Annotated in this window: 19 protein-coding genes; 14 read left to right on the top strand and 5 right to left on the bottom strand. The window is 53.7% G+C overall.

The features are described 5' to 3' along the window. Positions 1-5: 5 nt before the first annotated feature. Positions 6-1607 (top strand): gamma-glutamyltransferase family protein, encoded by a 1602-nt coding sequence (locus WB237_RS12650; RefSeq protein WP_336213577.1) that lies wholly within the window; start codon positions 6-8, stop codon positions 1605-1607. 51 nt (positions 1608-1658) lie between these two features. Here WB237_RS12650 and WB237_RS12645 read toward each other — a convergent pair whose 3' ends face one another. Both WB237_RS12645 and fadE read right to left on the bottom strand, forming a co-directional pair. Further along, positions 1659-2429 (bottom strand): amidohydrolase, encoded by a 771-nt coding sequence (locus WB237_RS12645; protein ID WP_336213400.1) that lies wholly within the window; start codon positions 2427-2429, stop codon positions 1659-1661. Between the two features lie 109 nt (positions 2430-2538). After that, entirely contained in the window at positions 2539-4983 is a 2445-nt protein-coding gene (fadE, locus tag WB237_RS12640; RefSeq protein ID WP_336213398.1) for an acyl-CoA dehydrogenase FadE, read from the bottom strand. 239 nt (positions 4984-5222) lie between these two features. Here fadE and lpcA point away from each other — a divergent pair, with 239 nt between their 5' ends. Both lpcA and WB237_RS12630 read left to right on the top strand, forming a co-directional pair. Continuing rightward, positions 5223-5801, top strand: coding sequence for a D-sedoheptulose 7-phosphate isomerase (lpcA, locus tag WB237_RS12635; RefSeq protein WP_336213395.1), 579 nt, complete (start codon positions 5223-5225; stop codon positions 5799-5801). A 46-nt stretch (positions 5802-5847) separates the two neighbouring features. After that, positions 5848-6615, top strand: a complete 768-nt coding sequence (locus tag WB237_RS12630) for a class II glutamine amidotransferase (RefSeq protein ID WP_028017727.1) — start codon at positions 5848-5850, stop codon at positions 6613-6615. On the opposite strand, the gene dpaA is transcribed toward WB237_RS12630, so the two are convergent. After that, positions 6586-7326: a peptidoglycan meso-diaminopimelic acid protein amidase gene (gene dpaA / locus WB237_RS12625; RefSeq protein ID WP_114977838.1), complete on the bottom strand. Its 741-nt coding sequence runs from the start codon at positions 7324-7326 to the stop codon at positions 6586-6588. The genes WB237_RS12630 and dpaA overlap by 30 nt on opposite strands. Positions 7327-7624: 298 nt before the next feature. Between dpaA and WB237_RS12620 the strand changes: the two genes are divergently transcribed. The 8 genes from WB237_RS12620 to dinB all read left to right on the top strand — a co-directional run bounded on the left by WB237_RS12620 (position 7625) and on the right by dinB (position 14833). Further along, a complete protein-coding gene (locus WB237_RS12620; RefSeq protein ID WP_336213392.1) occupies positions 7625-8968 on the top strand; it encodes a Na(+)-translocating NADH-quinone reductase subunit A in 1344 nt (447 codons plus the stop codon). 3 nt (positions 8969-8971) lie between these two features. Continuing rightward, positions 8972-10207, top strand: a complete 1236-nt coding sequence (locus tag WB237_RS12615) for an NADH:ubiquinone reductase (Na(+)-transporting) subunit B (protein ID WP_114977840.1) — start codon at positions 8972-8974, stop codon at positions 10205-10207. Next, positions 10200-10994 carry a Na(+)-translocating NADH-quinone reductase subunit C gene (locus tag WB237_RS12610; RefSeq protein ID WP_336213390.1) on the top strand — a complete coding sequence of 265 codons (795 nt, stop codon included), beginning with the start codon at positions 10200-10202 and terminating at the stop codon, positions 10992-10994. Before WB237_RS12615 ends, WB237_RS12610 begins: the two co-directional genes overlap by 8 nt. After that, complete coding sequence (locus WB237_RS12605) at positions 10987-11625, top strand: NADH:ubiquinone reductase (Na(+)-transporting) subunit D (protein WP_336213388.1); 639 nt, start codon at positions 10987-10989, stop codon at positions 11623-11625. Before WB237_RS12610 ends, WB237_RS12605 begins: the two co-directional genes overlap by 8 nt. Positions 11626-11631: 6 nt before the next feature. Further along, positions 11632-12228 carry an NADH:ubiquinone reductase (Na(+)-transporting) subunit E gene (gene nqrE / locus WB237_RS12600; RefSeq protein WP_114977843.1) on the top strand — a complete coding sequence of 199 codons (597 nt, stop codon included), beginning with the start codon at positions 11632-11634 and terminating at the stop codon, positions 12226-12228. Between the two features lie 10 nt (positions 12229-12238). Further along, the gene (gene nqrF / locus WB237_RS12595; RefSeq protein WP_114977844.1) at positions 12239-13462 is read left to right on the top strand and encodes an NADH:ubiquinone reductase (Na(+)-transporting) subunit F; all 1224 of its coding nucleotides are present in this window, start codon (positions 12239-12241) and stop codon (positions 13460-13462) included. Between the two features lie 2 nt (positions 13463-13464). Further along, on the top strand, positions 13465-13665 hold the full coding sequence (gene nqrM, locus WB237_RS12590) for a (Na+)-NQR maturation NqrM (RefSeq protein ID WP_072095035.1): 201 nt from the start codon (positions 13465-13467) through the stop codon (positions 13663-13665). Between the two features lie 109 nt (positions 13666-13774). Next, complete coding sequence (dinB, locus tag WB237_RS12585) at positions 13775-14833, top strand: DNA polymerase IV (RefSeq protein ID WP_336213385.1); 1059 nt, start codon at positions 13775-13777, stop codon at positions 14831-14833. Between the two features lie 55 nt (positions 14834-14888). Here the strand turns inward: dinB and pepD are convergent, their stop codons facing one another. Then, on the bottom strand, positions 14889-16346 hold the full coding sequence (gene pepD / locus WB237_RS12580; RefSeq protein ID WP_114977846.1) for a cytosol nonspecific dipeptidase: 1458 nt from the start codon (positions 16344-16346) through the stop codon (positions 14889-14891). Positions 16347-16606: 260 nt separating this feature from the next. Here pepD and gpt point away from each other — a divergent pair, with 260 nt between their 5' ends. The 3 genes from gpt (at position 16607) to crl (ending at position 18875) form a co-directional block, all read left to right on the top strand. Beyond that, a complete protein-coding gene (gene gpt / locus WB237_RS12575; RefSeq protein ID WP_003863205.1) occupies positions 16607-17065 on the top strand; it encodes a xanthine phosphoribosyltransferase in 459 nt (152 codons plus the stop codon). Positions 17066-17171: 106 nt separating this feature from the next. Further along, positions 17172-18416, top strand: a complete 1245-nt coding sequence (frsA, locus tag WB237_RS12570) for an esterase FrsA (RefSeq protein ID WP_336213383.1) — start codon at positions 17172-17174, stop codon at positions 18414-18416. A 57-nt stretch (positions 18417-18473) separates the two neighbouring features. Beyond that, entirely contained in the window at positions 18474-18875 is a 402-nt protein-coding gene (gene crl / locus WB237_RS12565; protein WP_114977848.1) for a sigma factor-binding protein Crl, read from the top strand. A 95-nt stretch (positions 18876-18970) separates the two neighbouring features. Here the strand turns inward: crl and phoE are convergent, their stop codons facing one another. Continuing rightward, positions 18971-20023: a phosphoporin PhoE gene (gene phoE, locus WB237_RS12560; protein ID WP_236920951.1), complete on the bottom strand. Its 1053-nt coding sequence runs from the start codon at positions 20021-20023 to the stop codon at positions 18971-18973. Positions 20024-20108: the final 85 nt, after the last annotated feature.

Raw genomic sequence — 20108 nt, 5'->3', positions numbered from 1 at the left:
TCATGATGACCAAAGCGCTTGATTTCACATCCGGTTATGATTCACGACGCCCACCGATGATGGGGCATAACGCCGTTGCTACCTCGCAGCCGCTGGCGGCACAGGCGGGGATGCGCATGTTACAACTGGGCGGTAACGCCGTCGACGCGGCCGTTGCTACGGCGATGGCGCTGACGGTGGTCGAGCCCACCGGGAATGGTATTGGTAGCGATGCCTTTGCCATTGTCTGGGATGGGGAAAAGCTCCACGGTCTTAATGCATCGGGCCGCTCACCTGCCAGCTGGCATGCCGATCTGTTTGCTGGCAAAACCGCGGTGCCGGAAATTGGCTGGGACGCAGTGACCGTGCCGGGCGCGGTATCCGGCTGGGTCGCACTGGCGGAACGCTTTGGCACGCTGCCGCTGACCACCCTGGCGCAGCCTGCGATTGATTACGCACGTAACGGTTTCCCGGTCTCGCCGCTGATTGGTCATCTGTGGCAACGGGGCTACAACAAGCTGAAAGACCAGCCGGGCTTTAGTGCGTGTTTTGCCCCTGAGGGACGCGCCCCGCGCATTGGCGAAATATTCCGTAACCCGGCGCAGGCAAACTCGCTGGAGCTGATTGCCAAAACCAACGGCGAAGCGTTTTATCGCGGCGAGCTGGCGCAGAAAATTGCCGGCTTTGCCAAAGAACATGGCGCACATCTTACCGCCGACGATCTGGCAAACCATCGTGTAGACTGGGTTGAACTGTTGTCACGTGATTTTGCGGGCGGTTCGGTGCAGGAGTTGCCGCCAAACGGGCAGGGGATCGCCACGCTGATTGCGCTCGGCATTCTGGAGCAGTGCGGTATCGAAAAACACCACCCGGATTCCGTTCAGGCGCTGCACTTGTCTATTGAAGCAATGAAACTGGCGCTGGCCGATCTTGATCGCTACGTGGCGGATGAAGAGCACATGGAATTCGCTGCCAAAGCGCTGCTGAGCGATAGCTATCTGAAATCGCGTGCAGCGCTTATCGATCAGAATAACGCCTCTGATTTCGTCTATGGTTCGCCGACGCAAAGCGGGACGGTCTACATCAGCACAGCGGATGCCAACGGCATGATGGTTTCGTTTATTCAGTCTAACTATATGGGCTTTGGCTCCGGGATTGTGGTGCCGGACACGGGGATCAGCCTGCAAAACCGGGGCTGTGGTTTTTCGCTGGATCCGAATCACCCGAACGCGCTGGCGGGTGGCAAGCGTCCGTTCCACACCATCATTCCTGGCTTTGCGATGGACGGCAACGGCCAGCCGCTGATGTCATTCGGCGTGATGGGCGGGCCAATGCAGGCGCAGGGGCACATGCAAATGGCGTTACGTATCATGCTGCACGGGCAAAACCCGCAGGCGGCGATTGACGCGCCGCGCTGGCGCGTGGTGCAGGGGAGAGAGGTGATCGTTGAGTCGACGTTCGCTCGCAACACGATTGCGGCGCTACGCGAACGCGGGCATCAGATCGTGGTAGAAGATCCGCTTCAGGATTACAACTTTGGCGGTGCGCAGGTGATTTACCGTCTGCCGGAAGGGCACTACGTTGCCGCAACGGAAAGCCGCAAAGACGGGCAGGCATTAGTGAGTTAATGTTTTATCCGCCCTCTCCCAATGGGAGAGGGCGGTGGTGAGAGGAAAATTTCAGCCAATGCTAAACGGATCCGCATCCTGCCATGCCGGAAACTTCTCCCGGTACTCCTGCAACGCCGTCAACGACAGCTCCGCATCAATGCGCGTCGCCTGATGCGGCTCGGCGGTGGCAATGATCTCGCCCTGCGGGTTCACCACCCGGCTGTCGCCGCGATAGTGATGTCCATTGCCGTCAGTCCCCACGCGGTTACAGCCCACCACGTATGCCTGGTTCTCAATCGCGCGCGCCACCAGCAGGGACTGCCAGTGGAGGGAGCGTGGCGCAGGCCAGTTGGCGACATACAGTGCTACGTCGTAATCGTTGCGGTTGCGTGACCACACCGGGAAGCGCAGGTCATAGCAGACCAGCGGCAGAATACGCCAGCCGCGCCATTCAAACACCACGCGCTCATTTCCGGCTTCATAGTGATGATGTTCATCCGCCATACGGAACAGATGGCGTTTGTCGTAAAAATGCACTTTCCCTTCTGGCTCAACCAGCAGGAAGCGGTTTACCGGCCCGCGCTCGGTTTGCAGGGCGGCGCTGCCCGCGATCATCGCGTTGGTCTGCTGCGCTTTGGCATGCATCCAGGTAACCACCTCTTCCTGCGGCATCGACTGTTTAGCCGCTTCCATCGCGAAGCCGGTGGTGAACATCTCCGGCAGGACAATCACATCACGCCCGGTAATACCTTCCAGTTGACGATCAAAGTGACGCAGGTTGGCGGGGCCATCCATCCACACTAACGGTTGCTGCAAAATCGAAATCTTCAGACCAGGCACAATTCAGACTCCTCAAACGACCACTTTTTGACACTGTAGCACGACATAACGAGAAAATGTGGCAATAAAAAAACCCCGCGCATGGCGGGGTTCGTGCAAGCGAAACGCGTTACGCAGCTTCAGGTTTGCGGTGTTTCTCCGGCAACTTTACCGGCTGTGTCGCCAGCTCGTCCGGTTCGAAATCATCCACGTTAATACTGCGCAGACGGCTCTCTTCAGCTTTCACCAGCAGGGCAGCTTCATCTTTATTGATAATGCCACCTGCGAGTGCCTGTTTTGCCAGTTCGTCCAGACGGGTAAACGGCAGGTTTTTGCCCAGCTGTTTGCAGATCTTCTGGTGAATCGGATCGGCAGCCATCACGTCCAGCAGCGCCTCTTCCAGCAGACCCACCGGGTTATGCAGGGTTGGAGCCAGATACTGACCACGACCGATACGTGAACGGGTTGCGCTCGGAACCTGCAGGATCTTCGCTACTTTGTGATCCAGCTTGTCGGATGGTGCCTGGTGATGGCGACCGGTCGGGAAGATCACCACGCGCAGGGCCCCGGCCACAAAACGGTTCGGGAAGTTCGCCAGCAGATCGTCAATGGCCTGTTCTGCCTGATACATCGCATCCTGTACGCCCCAGTGGACCAGCGGCAGATCCGCTTCCTGACGACCTTCATCGTCGTAGCGTTTCAGGACCGCAGAGGCCAGGAACACCTGACTCAGCACATCTCCCAGACGAGCAGAGATACGTTCGCGACGCTTCAGGCTACCACCCAACACCGCCATAGAAACGTCAGACAGCAGAGCCAGGTTAGCGCTCAGACGGTTCAGCTGTTGATAGTAACGTTTCGTCGCATCACCGGTTGGCGTAGCGCTGGTACGGCCATTGGTCAGACCGAGCCAGAAGCTGCGCATCTTATTGCTACCCACATGACCAATATGTTTGAACAGCAGCTTATCGAAGGCATCTACGTCGTTGTTCTGCGCAGCGGCCATCTCTTCCAGCACGTATGGATGGCAGCGAATGGCGCCCTGACCGAAGATCATCATGCTGCGGGTCAGAATATTCGCCCCTTCAACGGTGATCGCGATAGGCGCACCCTGATAACCACGGGCGAGGAAGTTACCTTCGCCGAGCATAATGCCTTTACCGCCCGCGATATCCATCGCGTCAATGATCGACTGCTGCGCACGGTGAGTACAGTGGTACTTCACGATTGCGGACAGTACAGCTGGTTTCTCGCCCAGCATAATGCCGTAGGTAATCAGGGAAGCTGCTGCATCCATCACATAGGCGTTACCCGCGATACGTGCCAGCGGTTCTTCAATACCTTCCATCTTGCCGATGGAGATTTTGAACTGACGGCGGATGTGGGCGTACGCACCAATCCCCATCGCCACAGATTTCAGACCACCAGTGGAGTTTGACGGCAGGGTAATACCGCGACCTACAGACAGACATTCCACCAGCATGCGCCAGCCCTGACCGGCCATTTTCGGGCCACCGATGATGTAATCAATCGGTACAAAGATATCCTGACCACGCGTTGGACCGTTCTGGAACGGCACGTTCAGTGGGAAGTGACGACGACCAATTTCAACGCCCGGGGTAGAAGTTGGGATCAGCGCACAGGTAATGCCCAGATCTTCTTCTCCACCCAGCAGTTTCTGCGGGTCAGAGAGTTTAAACGCCAGGCCGAGCACGGTGGCGATAGGTGCCAGCGTGATGTAGCGCTTGTTCCAGGTCAGGCGCATCCCGAGCACCTGCTCACCCTGCCATTCACCCATGCAAACCACGCCGGTATCCGGGATCGCACCCGCATCGGAGCCCGCTTCCGGGCTGGTCAGTGCGAAGCAAGGGATTTCCAGACCGCGTGCCAGGCGCGGCAGGTAGTGATCTTTCTGCTCTTCCGTACCGTAATGTTGCAGCAGTTCGCCCGGGCCTAAGGAGTTAGGTACGCCGACAGTGATGGCCAGGATCCCAGAGACGCCAGCCAGTTTTTGCAGGACACGGGCCTGAGCGTAAGCGGAGAATTCCAGACCACCGTACTCTTTCTTAATGATCATCGCGAAGAAGCGATGTTCTTTCAGGTACGCCCACAGTTCTGGCGGCAGATCGGCCATTTCATGGGTGATGGCGAAGTCATTTGCCATACGGCACGCTTCTTCCACAGGGCCGTCAATAAAGGCCTGTTCTTCAGCAGTCAGACGTGGCTGTGGGTAGTTATGCAGCTTTTTCCAGTCCGGATTACCCTGGAACAGGTCGCCTTCCCACCAGGTGGTGCCCGCATCAATCGCTTCTTTTTCAGTACGCGACATTGGCGGCATCACTTTGCGGAAACCTTTGAACACCGGTGCAGAGATCATGGATTTACGCATTGGGGCAAAGTTAAACGGCAGAAGAATGATGGCAAGAGGGACTAAAAGCCAGATATTCCAGAGACCTGCGACGCCAAGCGCAGCCGTCCAGGCCAGAAGAATCAGGCTGCTCAGGAATAAACTTACACGGTGATAGAACAACACACCGAGCAGAACAACGGTTGCGAGAATGCTCAAAATCATCATAAAGAAAAGCTCCCTTGCTTGTAGGAGGTCTGACCACTTGTGATGATATGGTTGTAGTTGATGTGAATTCTTTTAGCAATGTGTTTACAAAATAATTACAACCTGGTTCACATTGTTCGTGTTTTAGCCGGCACAAAAAATCAAAACGCCGGGCGATTCGTATGGCTTTAGCTTCTCGCTTTTCCCGCTATCCGGTACACTCCACTGTGTTATTTCATCAATACTGAAGGATTATCCTCATGTACCAGGATCTTATTCGTAACGAACTGAACGAAGCGGCGGAAACGCTGACTAACTTTCTGAAAGATGATGCCAACATTCACGCTATTCAGCGCGCGGCGGTCCTGCTGGCCGACAGTTTCAAAGCCGGGGGCAAAGTGCTCTCTTGCGGTAACGGTGGCTCCCACTGCGACGCCATGCACTTCGCAGAAGAGCTGACCGGGCGTTATCGCGAAAACCGTCCGGGTTACCCGGCGATTGCGATCTCTGATGTGAGCCATATCTCCTGCGTGAGCAACGATTTTGGTTACGACTACGTCTTCTCCCGCTATGTTGAAGCGGTCGGACGTGAAGGCGACGTGCTGCTGGGTATCTCTACCTCTGGTAACTCCGGTAACGTGATCAAAGCGATTGCTGCTGCACGTGAGAAGGGAATGAAGGTCATCACCCTGACCGGTAAAGATGGCGGTAAAATGGCGGGTACCGCGGATATTGAAATTCGTGTTCCGCACTTCGGTTATGCTGACCGCATTCAGGAAATTCACATCAAAGTGATCCATATCCTGATCCAGTTGATCGAAAAAGAGATGGTTAAGTAAGACTTCGCTGGGGGCTGAATTGCCCCCGCTGTTGTGGAGGTGATGTATGTGCGAATTGCTCGGGATGAGCGCCAATGTGCCAACCGATATCTGCTTTAGTTTCACCGGGCTGGTTCAGCGTGGTGGAGGGACCGGGCCGCATAAAGACGGCTGGGGCATCACTTTTTACGAAGGTAAAGGGTGTCGCACGTTCAAAGATCCACAACCCAGCTTTAACTCACCGATAGCTAAACTGGTGCAGGATTATCCCATTAAATCCTGTTCGGTGATTGCCCACATCCGCCAGGCAAACCGCGGCGAAGTGGCGCTGGAAAATACCCATCCGTTTACCCGTGAACTGTGGGGCCGTAACTGGACCTATGCACACAATGGGCAACTCACGGGTTATAAGTCACTGGAGACGGGCAATTTCCGCCCGGTTGGCGAAACCGACAGTGAAAAAGCCTTCTGCTGGTTACTGCACAAGCTGACGGAGCGCTATCCCCGCACGCCCGGTAACATGGCCGCCGTGTTTAAATACATCGCGACGCTGGCGTCGGAGCTACGCGAAAAAGGCGTGTTTAACATGCTGCTCTCTGACGGGCGCTATGTGATGGCGTTCTGCTCGACAAATCTGTTCTGGATCACCCGTCGCGCACCGTTTGGCGTTGCGACCTTGCTCGATCAGGATGTGGAGATTGATTTTCAGAAGGAGACCACACCGAACGATGTGGTCACTGTCATTGCAACGCAGCCGCTGACGGGCAACGAAACCTGGCAAAAGATTATGCCAGGCGAGTGGGTGCTATTTTGTCTCGGGGACCGTGTAATTTGACGCCAGCTGTGGATGGACGACTTCGTGGCTCAGCGGTTTGCTGACCACGTAACGGCCATCTACGATAGAGACCACCGGCGGCTTGTGGGTCTGCTCAAAGTAGTCGTAACCGGGTTTCAGCTGTTTCCAGAAGTCCGCGTAGTAAGAGTACTTGTGGCGTGCCATGTTGGCATCGGTCATGCGGAACGGATAGATGCTGACCTGAACGTTAGGTTGCCCAAAGACCAGCGCACCTGTCACGAACTGGAAAATCTCATCAATGCCGGAATCGGTCATCGCATAACAGCCGATAGACACGCAGGCACCGTGGATCATCAGGTATTTACCTTCATAACCGTGAGCACGGTCATAGGCATTCGGAAAGCCGATGTTAATGGCTTTATAGAAGCGGCTGTCAGGTTTGAGCTGGTTACGCTGAACGCTGTAAAACCCTTCCGGACTTTTGAAATCGCCCTGACGCTGTTTTGGCCCCAGCCCACCGGAGTAGTTACAAATTTTGTAGCTATCAAGCAGCTGATAAGTCTCGCCCATTTTTACAAACAGATCGAGAGTGCGCTCTTCCTTGAAGATCTGAATATAAACCGGCGATCCCATTAACTGCTGTTTATATTCTTTGCTGATCGGCGTCGTTGAGCTATTACTGCTGAGCAGTCCGGCAAACGACATGCACGGCATCAGAAGCATCGCAATGAACAATGCGATTTTACGCATACTACTAGTTCCTTGATAAAACTATGACCAACTTGCCAGGACGGCAAAAGAGACCCGAAATCAGATTATTCTGTTAGGAGCGCTCACATTAGCACCGCCAGAGATTTTCGCAAGAGCCGGGCGGTGAGTTTACAAATTAGTTTTACTTTATAAACCATCACAATCACGTTTGCGCCAGGAACTTTGCGTAATACCTCGCACTTTGGCGTAAGCAAACGCGGATTTCGTCCCCGACAAAAGGCGAAAATGGTACACTCCACCCCTTCTGGATTGTTGTTCATGGAAACCTGCTAACCACATGTTTAAAATCAAAAAAGGACTTGAACTGCCGATTGCAGGCGTGCCAGTGCAGCACGTTTCGACAGGCGCAAGTGTTCGTCATGTCGCCATTTTGGGCGACGACTATCTGGGAATGCGTCCTTCTATGCTGGTACAGGAAGGCGATCGTGTTATCAAAGGCCAGGTGCTCTTTGAGGACAAAAAAAATCCTGGCGTCATGTTCACGGCACCCGCAAGTGGCACCGTGGTGGCGATCAATCGCGGCGAACGCCGTATTCTGCAGTCGGTGGTTATCCGCATTGAAGGCAATGAGCAGTGTGAATTTGCTCATTACGACGCCGCAGACCTCGCATCGCTAAGCCGTGACGCTGTTCAGGCTCAGCTTCTGGCGTCCGGTTTATGGACCGCGCTTCGCACGCGTCCCTTCAGTAAATCACCTGTTCCGGGTACGGAACCGGCCGCTATTTTTGTTACGGCAATCGACACCAACCCGCTCAGCGCAGACCCGCAACCGGTGATTCTGGCTCAGCGAAAAACCTTTGATGCCGGGCTGACCATTTTAACCCGCCTGACGTCAGGGAAGGTCCACGTCTGTCAGTCTGGTGGCGGTAAGCTCGGTGGACACCCGCAGGGGCAGGTGACATTTAATGAGTTTGCTGGCCCGCATCCCGCTGGTCTGGTCGGGACGCATATTCACTTTCTTGAGCCCGTGAGCCTGACGAAACAAGTCTGGCACCTGAATTATCAGGACGTCATTGCCATAGGTAAGCTGTTTACCACGGGTGAACTCAGCGCTGAACGGGTGATCGCCATCGGCGGGCCGCAAGCAGCCAACCCGCGTCTGGTGAAAACGCTGCTGGGCGCAGACATTAATGAACTGCTGGTGGGGGAAATAAAAGAGGGCGAAAACCGCCTGATCTCCGGCTCGGTGCTCAGCGGCCGTCATGCCGTGAATGCGCACGCTTATCTGGGGCGTTTCCATCTGCAGGTCAGCATTGTACAAGAAGGACGTGAGAAAGAGCTGTTCGGCTGGGTTCTTCCGGGAGCCGATAAGTATTCCGTGACCCGCACAACGCTTGGGCACTTCCTGCGCCATAAACTCTTTAATTTCTCGACCAGCACGAATGGTGGAGAGCGCGCGATGGTACCCATTGGCAACTACGAGCGCGTCATGCCACTGGATATTCTGCCGACCATGCTGTTGCGCGATCTGCTCGCCGGAGATACCGACAGCGCGCAGGCATTGGGTTGCCTGGAGCTGGACGAAGAAGATCTGGCGCTTTGTACCTATGTTTGTCCGGGAAAATACGAATACGGACCCGTATTGCGCGAGGTGTTAACCCGCATTGAGCAGGAAGGATAACCGATGGGCTTAAAACACCTCTTTGAAAAAATTGAGCCGCACTTTACCGAAGGGAAGCTCAAAAAGTATTACCCGTTATATGAAGCCACGACGACCATTTTCTACACACCGGGGCTGGTGACGAAGGGGGCGGCGCACGTTCGTGACGCTATCGACCTGAAGCGAATGATGATCCTTGTGTGGTTTGCGGTCTTCCCTGCCATGTTCTGGGGCATGTACAACGTGGGGCTGCAGACCATTCCTGCACTGCATCATCTGTACGATGCTCAGCAGTTGGCGCAGGTGATCCAGTCTGACTGGCACTACCGTCTGGCGCAGTCGCTGGGCGTGAGCTTTGCGCCAGACGCGGGCTGGGTCAGCATGATGACGCTGGGGGCGGTGTTCTTCCTGCCGATCTACATCACGGTATTTATCGTGGGTGGCTTCTGGGAAGTGCTGTTTGCCATCATTCGTAAACATGAGATCAACGAAGGCTTCTTTGTTACTTCCATTCTTTTTGCCCTGATTGTTCCGCCAACGTTACCGCTCTGGCAGGCTGCGCTGGGGATTAGCTTTGGTGTGGTGATTGCGAAAGAGATCTTCGGCGGGACCGGGCGTAACTTCCTTAACCCAGCGCTGGCGGGACGTGCGTTCCTGTTCTTTGCCTATCCCGCGCAAATCTCCGGCGATCTGGTATGGACGGCGGCGGATGGTTTCTCCGGTGCGACACCACTGTCTCAGTGGGCGGCACACGGGGGCGAAACGCTGGTTAACAACGCGACAGGCCAGCCTGTTACCTGGTTTGATGCCTTTATTGGCAACATACCGGGCTCTATTGGGGAAGTCTCTACGCTGATGATTTTGCTGGGTGGTGCGATCATTCTTTTCGGTCGCGTGGCCTCCTGGCGGATTGTTGCCGGTGTGATGATCGGCATGGTGCTGACCGCCACGATGTTCAATGTGATCGGTTCGACTACCAATCCGATGTTCTCCATGCCCTGGTACTGGCATCTGGTGTTGGGGGGCTTCGCATTCGGCATGATGTTTATGGCGACCGATCCCGTCTCTGCCTCGTTTACCGATAAAGGTAAATGGAGCTATGGCGTGCTCATTGGTGCGATGTGTGTCCTGATTCGTGTGGTCAACCCGGCGTATCCGGAAGGGATGATGTTGGCCATTCTGTTTGCCAACCTGTTTGCGCCACTCTTCGATTATCTGGTCGTGCGAGCCAACATTAAGCGGAGGAAGGCGCGTGGCTGAAATCAAAAATAACGACAGCATCGGTAAAACGCTGCTGGTGGTAGTGGTGTTGTGTCTGGTCTGTTCCATTGTGGTGGCCGGTTCTGCCGTGGGGTTAAAGCCGCGACAGCAGGAGCAGCGCGCACTGGATAAACAGCGCAATATCCTGGCTGTCGCCGGGTTGATGCAGGAAGGAATGAGTGCAGACGATGTCTCTGCAGTCTTTGCTGAGCGCATTACCGCGCGTCTGGTGGATTTAAAAACCGGGCAACTGCTGGATAAAGATCCGGCGAAATACAACCAGTCGCTGGCATTAAAAGACCCGCAGATGAGCCTGACGCTGGACGCCTCACAGGATCCGGCTGGCATCAAGCGTCGCAGTAATCTTGCCGAAGTCTATCTCGTGCGCGATGAACAAAAACGGGTGCAGGAAGTGGTAGTGCCTATCTACGGCAACGGTCTGTGGTCGATGATGTACGCCTTTGTGGCGCTTGATACGGATGGTCGCACTGTGAAAGGCATTACGTACTATGACCAGGGCGAAACGCCGGGGCTCGGCGGTGAAGTAGAGAACCCTAACTGGCGGGCACAGTTTGTCGGCAAGAAAGTGCTCGACGATAACGGTCTGCCTGCGCTGAAGGTAATGAAAGGGGCTGCTCGTCCCGGTGACGACTACGCCGTCGACGGGCTTTCCGGTGCCACGCTCACCTCAAAAGGTGTGCAGCACAGTTTTGATTTCTGGATGGGCGAGCTGGGCTTTGGTCCTTTCCTGAAAAACGTACGTGAAGGAGCGCTGAACAATGGCTGATACCGGTGAACTGAAAGAAGTTAAAAAGGTGCTCATTGGCCCGTTGCTCGCTAATAACCCGATCACGCTGCAGGTACTGGGTGTCTGTTCAGCTCTGGCGGTGACGACCAAGCTGGAAACAGCGGTAGTGATGACGTTGGCAGTAACGCTGGTTACCGCGTTTTCCAGCATGTTTATCTCCATGATCCGTCACCACATTCCCAACAGCGTGAGGATCATTGTGCAGATGGCGATCATCGCCTCGCTGGTGATCGTGGTCGATCAGTTACTGCGCGCCTTCGCCTATGAAACCTCAAAACAGCTGTCGGTGTTTGTTGGTCTGATTATCACCAACTGTATCGTGATGGGACGTGCAGAAGCCTACGCCATGAAAATGCCGCCGCTGGCGAGCTTTATGGATGGCATCGGCAACGGCCTTGGTTATGGTGTGATCCTGCTGACCGTGGGGTTCCTTCGTGAGTTGATTGGCAGCGGTAAGCTGTTTGGCATCACGGTGCTGGACACGGTGCAGAACGGTGGCTGGTATCAGCCAAACGGCCTGTTCCTGCTGGCACCCAGCGCATTTTTCATTATCGGTTTGCTGATCTGGCTTATTCGTACTTTGAGACCAGAACAGCAGGAAAAGGAGTAACCGACAATGGCTCATTACCTGAGTTTATTTGTGCGTGCGGTGTTTGTTGAAAACATGGCGCTCGCGTTCTTCCTCGGCATGTGTACGTTCCTTGCCGTGTCCAAAAAGGTGTCGACGGCATTTGGCCTGGGCGTAGCGGTTACCGTGGTGCTCGGCTTATCGGTGCCGATCAACAATCTGGTATACAACTTTGTGCTGCGGGATAGTGCGCTGGTAGAGGGGATCGATCTCAGCTTCCTGAACTTCATCACCTTTATCGGTGTGATTGCGGCGCTGGTGCAAATCCTTGAGATGATCCTCGATAAGTATTTCCCGTCGCTCTACAACGCGCTGGGGATCTTCCTGCCGTTGATCGCGGTGAACTGCGCCATCTTCGGCGGCGTCTCGTTTATGGTTCAGCGTGATTACAACTTCAGTGAATCCGTGGTGTACGGTTTCGGTTCTGGCATTGGCTGGATGCTGGCGATTGTCACCATGGCGGGGATCCGCGAAAAAATGAAATATGCCAACGTGCCTGCAGGCCTGCGTGGCTTAGGGATCACCTTTATCACCACCGGACTGATGGCATTGGGGTTTATGTCCTTCTCCGGTGTGCAGCTATAAGGGCTAACTGATGGAAATTATGCTTGGCGTGGCGATGTTCACGCTGATTGTACTGGTGTTGTCAGGGCTTATTCTGGTGGCACGTGCGAAGCTGGTGAATTCTGGCGACGTGGTGATTGATATTAACGATGAGCCGCAGAACCAGATCCGCACGCCCGCCGGAGATAAACTGTTGAATACGCTCTCCGGCAACGGGATCTTTGTCTCTTCGGCCTGTGGCGGCGGTGGCTCCTGCGGGCAGTGCCGCGTTACGGTGAAAGAGGGCGGAGGAGATATCCTGCCAACCGAACTGGCGCATATCACAAAGCGTGAGGCAAAAGAGGGCTGCCGTCTGGCCTGCCAGGTCGCCGTACGTCAGAACATGAAAATAGAGCTGCCGGAAGAGATCTTTGGCGTTAAAAAATGGGAATGTGAAGTTATCTCTAATGATAACAAAGCCACGTTTATCAAAGAGCTGAAGTTGCGGGTGCCTGAAGGCGAGAGCGTTCCGTTCCGGGCGGGTGGCTATATTCAGATTGAGTGCCCGGAACACACCGTGGCATATGCTGACTTCGATGTCCCGCATGAATACCGGGCCGACTGGGACAAGTTCAATCTTTTCCGCTTTGTGTCGGAAGTGAAAGAGCCAGCGCTTCGTGCTTACTCCATGGCTAACTACCCTGAAGAAAAGGGTATCATCATGCTTAACGTGCGTATCGCCACACCGCCTCCGGCGGTACCGCATGCGCCGCCAGGGATCATGTCATCGTATATCTGGTCTTTAAAGCCGGGCGACAAGGTAACTATCTCCGGTCCCTTTGGTGAGTTCTTTGCGAAAGAGACGGAAGCCGAAATGGTGTTTATCGGTGGTGGCGCAGGTATGGCGCCGATGCGTTCGCACATTTTCGACCAGCTCAAGCGGCTTAGCAGTCAGCGTAAAATCAGCTTCTGGTACGGGGCGCGTTCGCTGCGTGAGATGTTCTACGACGATGAGTTCGAACAGCTGGCGCGTGAAAACCCGAACTTTACCTTCCATGTGGCGCTCTCCGATCCGCAGCCGGAGGATAACTGGACAGGCTATACGGGCTTCATCCACAACGTGCTGTATGAAAACTACCTCAAACAGCATCCTGCGCCGGAAGACTGCGAGTTTTATATGTGTGGCCCGCCAGTAATGAACGCCGCAGTCATTAAGATGCTTAAAGATTTGGGCGTGGAGGATGAGAACATCCTGCTGGACGATTTTGGAGGCTGATGATGCTGACGTTCCTGGCAACCTTTGTGGTATTCGTGCTTGTCATCCTCGGCATGTCGTTAGGCTGGATCATTAAGCGTAAAAGCATCCAGGGGAGTTGCGGCGGTATTTCTTCCATTGGCATGGAAAAAGTCTGTGATTGCCCGGAGCCATGCGATGCCCGGAAAAAAAGAATGGCCCGCGAACAGCAACGTATTATCTAAATTTTTACAGGCCGGGTAAGGCAAAGTCGCCACCCGGCATTTTTACATCTGCTTCTCAATCCTCATTTTTTTTACTGTATACTTATCCAGTGATGAGTGAGGGCTTACTATGCGCAAAATAATCCATGTTGATATGGACTGCTTTTTTGCCGCAGTGGAGATGCGTGACAATCCGGCGCTGCGGGATATTCCCATAGCCATTGGCGGCAGCCGCGTTCAGCGTGGTGTCATCAGCACCGCCAACTACCCTGCGCGTAAATTTGGCGTGCGTAGCGCCATGCCTACCGCAATGGCCCTGAAGCTTTGCCCTCATCTCACTCTTTTGCCCGGTCGCTTTGACGCTTACAAAGAGGCCTCAATTCATATTCGGGAAATCTTCTCCCGCTACACCTCTCGGATAGAACCGCTGTCACTGGACGAAGCCTATCTTGATGTGACCGACAGCGTACACTGCCACGGCTCAGCAACTCTGATGGCACAGGAAATCCGTCAGACCATCTTTAAAGAGTTAAATCTTACCGCGTCGGCAGGAGTCGCTCCGGTGAAATTTCTTGCCAAGATAGCCTCCGATTTAAATAAGCCCAACGGTCAGTACGTCATCACGCCGGAAGAGGTGCCTGCGTTCTTAAAAACGCTGCCACTTGGCAAAATCCCTGGTGTGGGGAAAGTATCTGCTGCAAAGCTGGAAAGTATGGGATTACGGACCTGTGAAGATGTGCAGCGAAGCGATCTGGCAATGCTGCTTAAGCGTTTTGGAAAATTTGGGCGCGTGCTGTGGGAGCGCAGCCAGGGGATTGACGATCGCGATGTGAACAGCGAACGGCTACGGAAATCCGTTGGGGTTGAGCGAACGCTGATTGAAGACATTCATGACTGGTCTGAATGCGAAACCATCATTACGGAACAGCTCTATCCTGAGCTGGAGCGACGCTTGCTCAAGGTGAAACCGGATCTGCTCATTGCCCGTCAGGGTATCAAATTAAAATTCAACGACTTCCAGCAGACCACGCAGGAACATGTCTGGCCGCGTCTGAATAAAGAGGATCTCGTTGCGACGGCGAAAAAGGCATGGGAAGAACGAAGAGGAGGGCGAGGGGTGAGGCTGGTGGGATTGCACGTCACGCTGCTGGATCCGCAGTTAGAGCGACAGCTAGTATTAGGGTTGTAGATTGTTTTAATCGTAGGCCCGGTAAGCGAAGCGCCACCGGGCATCAAACGACTAATTACTTAACAGGAATCGCTTTCAGCAGCTCAGTCAGCAGCGTCCAGTAATGACCCACGCTTTCGATATGAACCTGCTCATCCGGAGAGTGTGGCCCGGTAATGGTTGGCCCGATAGAGACCATGTCCATATTCGGATACGGTTTCTTGAACAGACCACATTCCAGACCCGCGTGGATCACCTGAATGTTCGGCGTGCTGTTGAACAGACGCTGATAGGTTTCACGGACCAGAGCCATCACCGGAGAACTTGCATCCGGCTGCCAGCCAGGGTAACTGCCTTTAGCAGATGTTTTCGCACCGGCCAGCGTGCCCAGAGATTCCAGCATGCTCACCACGTACTCTTTGCCTGTGTCGATAAGTGAACGGATCAGGCAGATGATCTCTGCGCTGTCGTCACTCATGGTCACCACGCCCACGTTCAGAGAGGTTTCAACCACGCCTTTGGCCACGTCAGAGTTGCGGATCACGCCGTTTGGCGTCGCGTTCAGCAACTGAACGAAGGTGTCACGAGACTGGGTCGTCAGTGCAGCTTTATCCGTGGATACGGGTTCCAGCACCACGGTCAGGTTCTTCTCTTTGGCTGACAGTTCGTTTTTCAGGATATCCAGATACACGCTGGAGAGTTTTTTCAGCTCGTCAGCTTTTGCTGCCGGGACTGCCACAGTAGTGAATGCTTCGCGCGGGATAGCGTTACGCAGAGTACCGCCGTTGAAATCCACCAGACGCAGATCCAGCTCAGCCGCATGGCCGGCCAGGAAGCGCGCCAGCAGTTTATTGGCGTTGCCCAGACCTAAGTGAATATCACCGCCGGAGTGACCGCCTTTCAGCCCTTTCAGCGTCAGCTTGAAGGTCTGGAAGCCAGCAGGAATCGCTTCGCGTGACAGCGGCAGGGTAGAGATGAAATCAATCCCGCCCGCGCAGCCCATGTAGATCTCGCCTTCTTCTTCTGAGTCGGTGTTGATCAGAATATCTGCCTGCAGCCAGTTCGCCTGCAGACCGAATGCACCGTCCATACCCGCTTCTTCGGTCATGGTCAGCAGCACTTCCAGCGGACCATGTTCAACGCTGTCGTCTGCCAGCACGGCCAGCGCAGAGGCCATACCGATGCCGTTATCCGCACCCAGAGTGGTGCCGCGTGCTTTCACCCAGTCGCCGTCGATATAGGGTTGAATAGGATCTTTGGTGAAGTCGTGAACGGTGTCGTTGTTCTTCTGCGGCACCATGTCCAGGTGCGCCTGCAGTACAACCGGTTTACGGTTTTCCATGCCAGCGGTTGCTGGTTTGCGGATCAGAATGTTACCAACCTGGTCACGTTCAGCATGCAGGCCTTTTTCCTTCGCCCAACCCATAATGTGTTCGGCAAGCTGTTCTTCATGGTAGGAAGGGTGTGGAATGGAACAGATTTTGGCAAAAATATCCCACAGTGGCTGCGGAGATAATTGAGACAGTTCAGACACGATAAGTCTCCTTGTCGATGCACTGCAAACAGGGTTGCAGGTCACAGAGTTAGCAGGTTAATAGTTACCACAAGTCAGACTTGCGAGATGAAACCGAGAATACCACTTTCTCCGCTGGCTGGTAGCATAAAGCATGTAAAAACTCGGGCTCAGGGCGCTAAACACTGGTTTTTAGTGCGTCAGATCTCTATAATCTCGCGCAACCTATTTCCCCCTCGAACACTTTTTAAGCCGTATAAAAACAGGCTGGGACACTTCACATGAGCGAAAAATACGTCGTCACCTGGGACATGTTGCAGATTCACGCCCGCAAACTGGCTGCGCGTCTGATGCCTTCCGAACAGTGGAAAGGCATTATTGCCGTTAGCCGCGGCGGTCTGGTACCGGGGGCGCTGCTGGCTCGTGAGCTGGGTATTCGTCATGTCGATACCGTCTGCATTTCCAGCTATGACCATGACAACCAGCGTGAGCTGAAAGTGCTGAAACGCGCGGAAGGTGACGGTGAAGGTTTCATCGTTATTGATGACCTGGTGGATACCGGTGGTACCGCTGTGGCCATTCGCGAAATGTATCCAAAAGCCCACTTCGTCACTATTTTCGCCAAGCCTGCAGGCCGCCCTCTGGTTGACGATTATGTGATTGATATTCCGCAGGACACCTGGATTGAACAGCCGTGGGATATGGGCGTGGTCTTTGTACCACCTATCTCCGGTCGTTAATTCCGAACCGACATTATTTTAACGCCCGGTGATACCGGGCGTTGTTTTTTTTAGTCTGGCGCGCGTTACAATAGTCTCTATATGACGATTCATGGAGGCAACGTAAATGACGCAGGCGAATCTCACCGAGACTCTCTTCAAACCCCGTTTCAAACACCCCGAAACGTCGACCCTGGTGCGCCGCTTTAATCCGGGGACCATGCCTGCCATCCAGTCTGCATTAGACGGTAAAAACGTGCCTCACTGGTATCGCATGATTAACCGCCTGATGTGGATCTGGCGAGGTATTGACCCCCGTGAAATTCTCGACGTGCAGGCGCGGATCGTGATGAGTGACGCTGAGCGCACCGACAGTGAGCTTTACGATACGGTAGTGGGTTACCGCGGCGGTAACTGGATCTACGAGTGGTCTAAACAGGCTATGCTCTGGCAGCAAAAAGCCAGCCAGGAAGAGGACGCCACGCTCAGCGGCAAGCACTGGCTGCATGCTGCAAACCTCTATGGCATTGCCGCGTATCCGCATTTAAAAGGGGATGAGCTGGCTGAACAGGCCCAGGCGCTGGCGAATCGTGCCTATGAAGAGGCTGCCCAACGCTTGCCGGGGCGGATGCGCGAGCTGGAGTTCACCATTCCTGGCGGGTCGTCCGTTACCGGATTCCTGCATATGCCTGAAGGGGAAGGCCCGTTCCCGACCGTCCTCATGTGCGGTGGGCTGGATTCACTGCAGATCGACTATTACAGCCTTTATGAGCGTTACTTCGCACCAAAAGGGATCGCGATGCTAACGCTTGATATGCCGTCAATTGGCTTCTCATCCAAGTGGAAACTGACTCAGGATTCCAGTTTACTGCACCAGCATGCGCTAAAAGCGCTGGAGAATATTCCGTGGGTGGATCACACCCGTGTTGCTGCATTCGGTTTCCGTTTCGGGGCGAACGTCGCGGTGCGTCTGGCTTACATTGAATCATCCCGCCTGAAAGCCGTTGCCTGTCTTGGCCCGGTCGTTCACGCGTTGCTAAGCGATCCCGCACGTCAGGGTAGCGTACCCGAAATGTATCTGGATGTGCTGGCCAGCCGTCTTGGCATGCATGATGCATCAGACGAAGCGCTACGCGTTGAACTCAATCGTTACTCGTTAAAAACGCAAGGTCTGCTGGGGCGTCGGTGTCCAACACCGATGCTATCGGGTTTCTGGAAAAATGATCCGTTTAGTCCGGAAGAAGAGTCCCGCTTAATCACTTCGTCATCTGCGGATGGTAAATTACTTGAGGTGCCGTTCAGTCCGGTTTATCAGAATTTTGACAAAGCCTTGAAAGAGATCACGCGCTGGATCGCTCAGAGATTGTGTTAATAGATTGCTAAATTTTTCTGGTTTGGTAAAACAGTGGCTTCACAAAAGGAGATCGCAATGACGTTACCGAGTGGACATCCGAAAAGTAGACTGATTAAGAAATTTATGGCTCTTGGCCCGTATATTCGAGAAGAGCAGTGTGAAGAGAATCGCTTTTTTTTCGACTGTCTGGCTGTATGCGTCAACGTGAAGCCTGCACCCGAAAAACGTGAATTCTGGGGCTGGTGGATGGAAATGGAAGCAGAGGAAAAACGTTTTACATATAGCTACCAGTTTGGCCTGTTTAATAAAGACGGCAAATGGCAGGCTACCTCCATTAAAGATCAGGAAGTGATTGACCGCCTGGAATATACCCTGAAAGAGTTCCAGGACAAGGCAAGCGCACTGCTGGCTACTTTGGATCTCAAGTTCGAGCCAGCGGATGATTTCTCCAGCGAAGCGGTGAAGCTGACTGCCTGATGGCTTTCTCTCTTTCCTTGTGGATGAGGGCATCATACCGCATTAATCCCGACCAAAAAAAACCGGCATTAAGCCGGTTTTTTTATTTCTCATAATCAGAACTGGTAAGTCATCCCCAGGGCAACGATGTCATCACTGCTCACACCCAGTTTATTATTGTCATCAATCTGGTTGATTTTATAATCAACAAACGCAGACATATTTTTGTTGAAGTAATAGGTTGCGCCAACATCAATGTATTTCACCAGATCTTCGTCACCAATACCTTCGATATCTTTGCCTTTAGACTGGACATAACCCAGGGACGGACGCAGACCAAAGTCGAACTGATATTGTGCGACAACTTCAAAGTTCTGAGCTTTATTCGCAAAACCACCTGAAATTGGCGTCATATTGCGAGTTTCTGAATACATTGCTGCCAGATAAATATCGTTAGCATCATATTTCAGACCGGTTGCCCACGCTTCTGCTTTGTCGCCCTGACCACGAGTCAGCAGGTTCTGAGCATTGGTACGGTCAGAGTTGGTGTAGGCGCCGCTGATGGCGAAATCGCTGCCACCGAAGTCATACGTCAGAGAAGTACCAAAGCCGTCACCGTTCTGCTTCTTGGCGTCACGGTTTTCGTTTTTACCCTGGTATTGCAGCGTCATATCCAGACCATCAATCGCACCGAAGAAGTCGGTATTACGGTATGTGGCGAGACCGCTTGCACGTTTGGTCATGAAGTTATCGGTCTGCGCGGAAGAGTCACCGCCGAACTCAGGGAACATATCGGTCCAGGCTTCCACGTCATACAGGGCACCCAGGTTACGACCGTAATCCAGTGAGCCGAAGTCTTTCAGTTTCAGACCGGCAAACGCCAGACGTGTTTTCTGAGTAGAATCGCTCTCTGCTTTGTTGCCTGAAAACTCAGCTTCCCAACGGCCATAGCCTGTCAGCTGATCGTTAATCTGTGTTTCGCCTTTAAAACCGAAACGAACATAAGTCTGGTCACCATCTTTGGTGGCATCATCACTGATGTAGTGCATGGCTTTAACTTTGCCGTACACGTCCAGTTTATTACCATCTTTATTATAAACTTCAGCTGCGTGAACAGATGCAGAAGCCACGACGCCCATAACCACTAATGCCAGAGTGCTCTTTTTCATTTTCGATCCTGTCTTATAAACGCGCTAAAAAATTCGCTGGACGATAAGCTCATGCTTAAGTCCCGTGAAAAAACAGGAAGGGTTT

The sequence above is a fragment of the Enterobacter sp. P82 genome (assembly GCF_037053385.1).
Taxonomy (GTDB): Bacteria; Pseudomonadota; Gammaproteobacteria; order Enterobacterales; family Enterobacteriaceae; genus Enterobacter.
The sequence above is the reverse complement of the archived record's forward strand: the minus strand, read 5'-3'. Positions and strand labels throughout refer to the sequence as shown.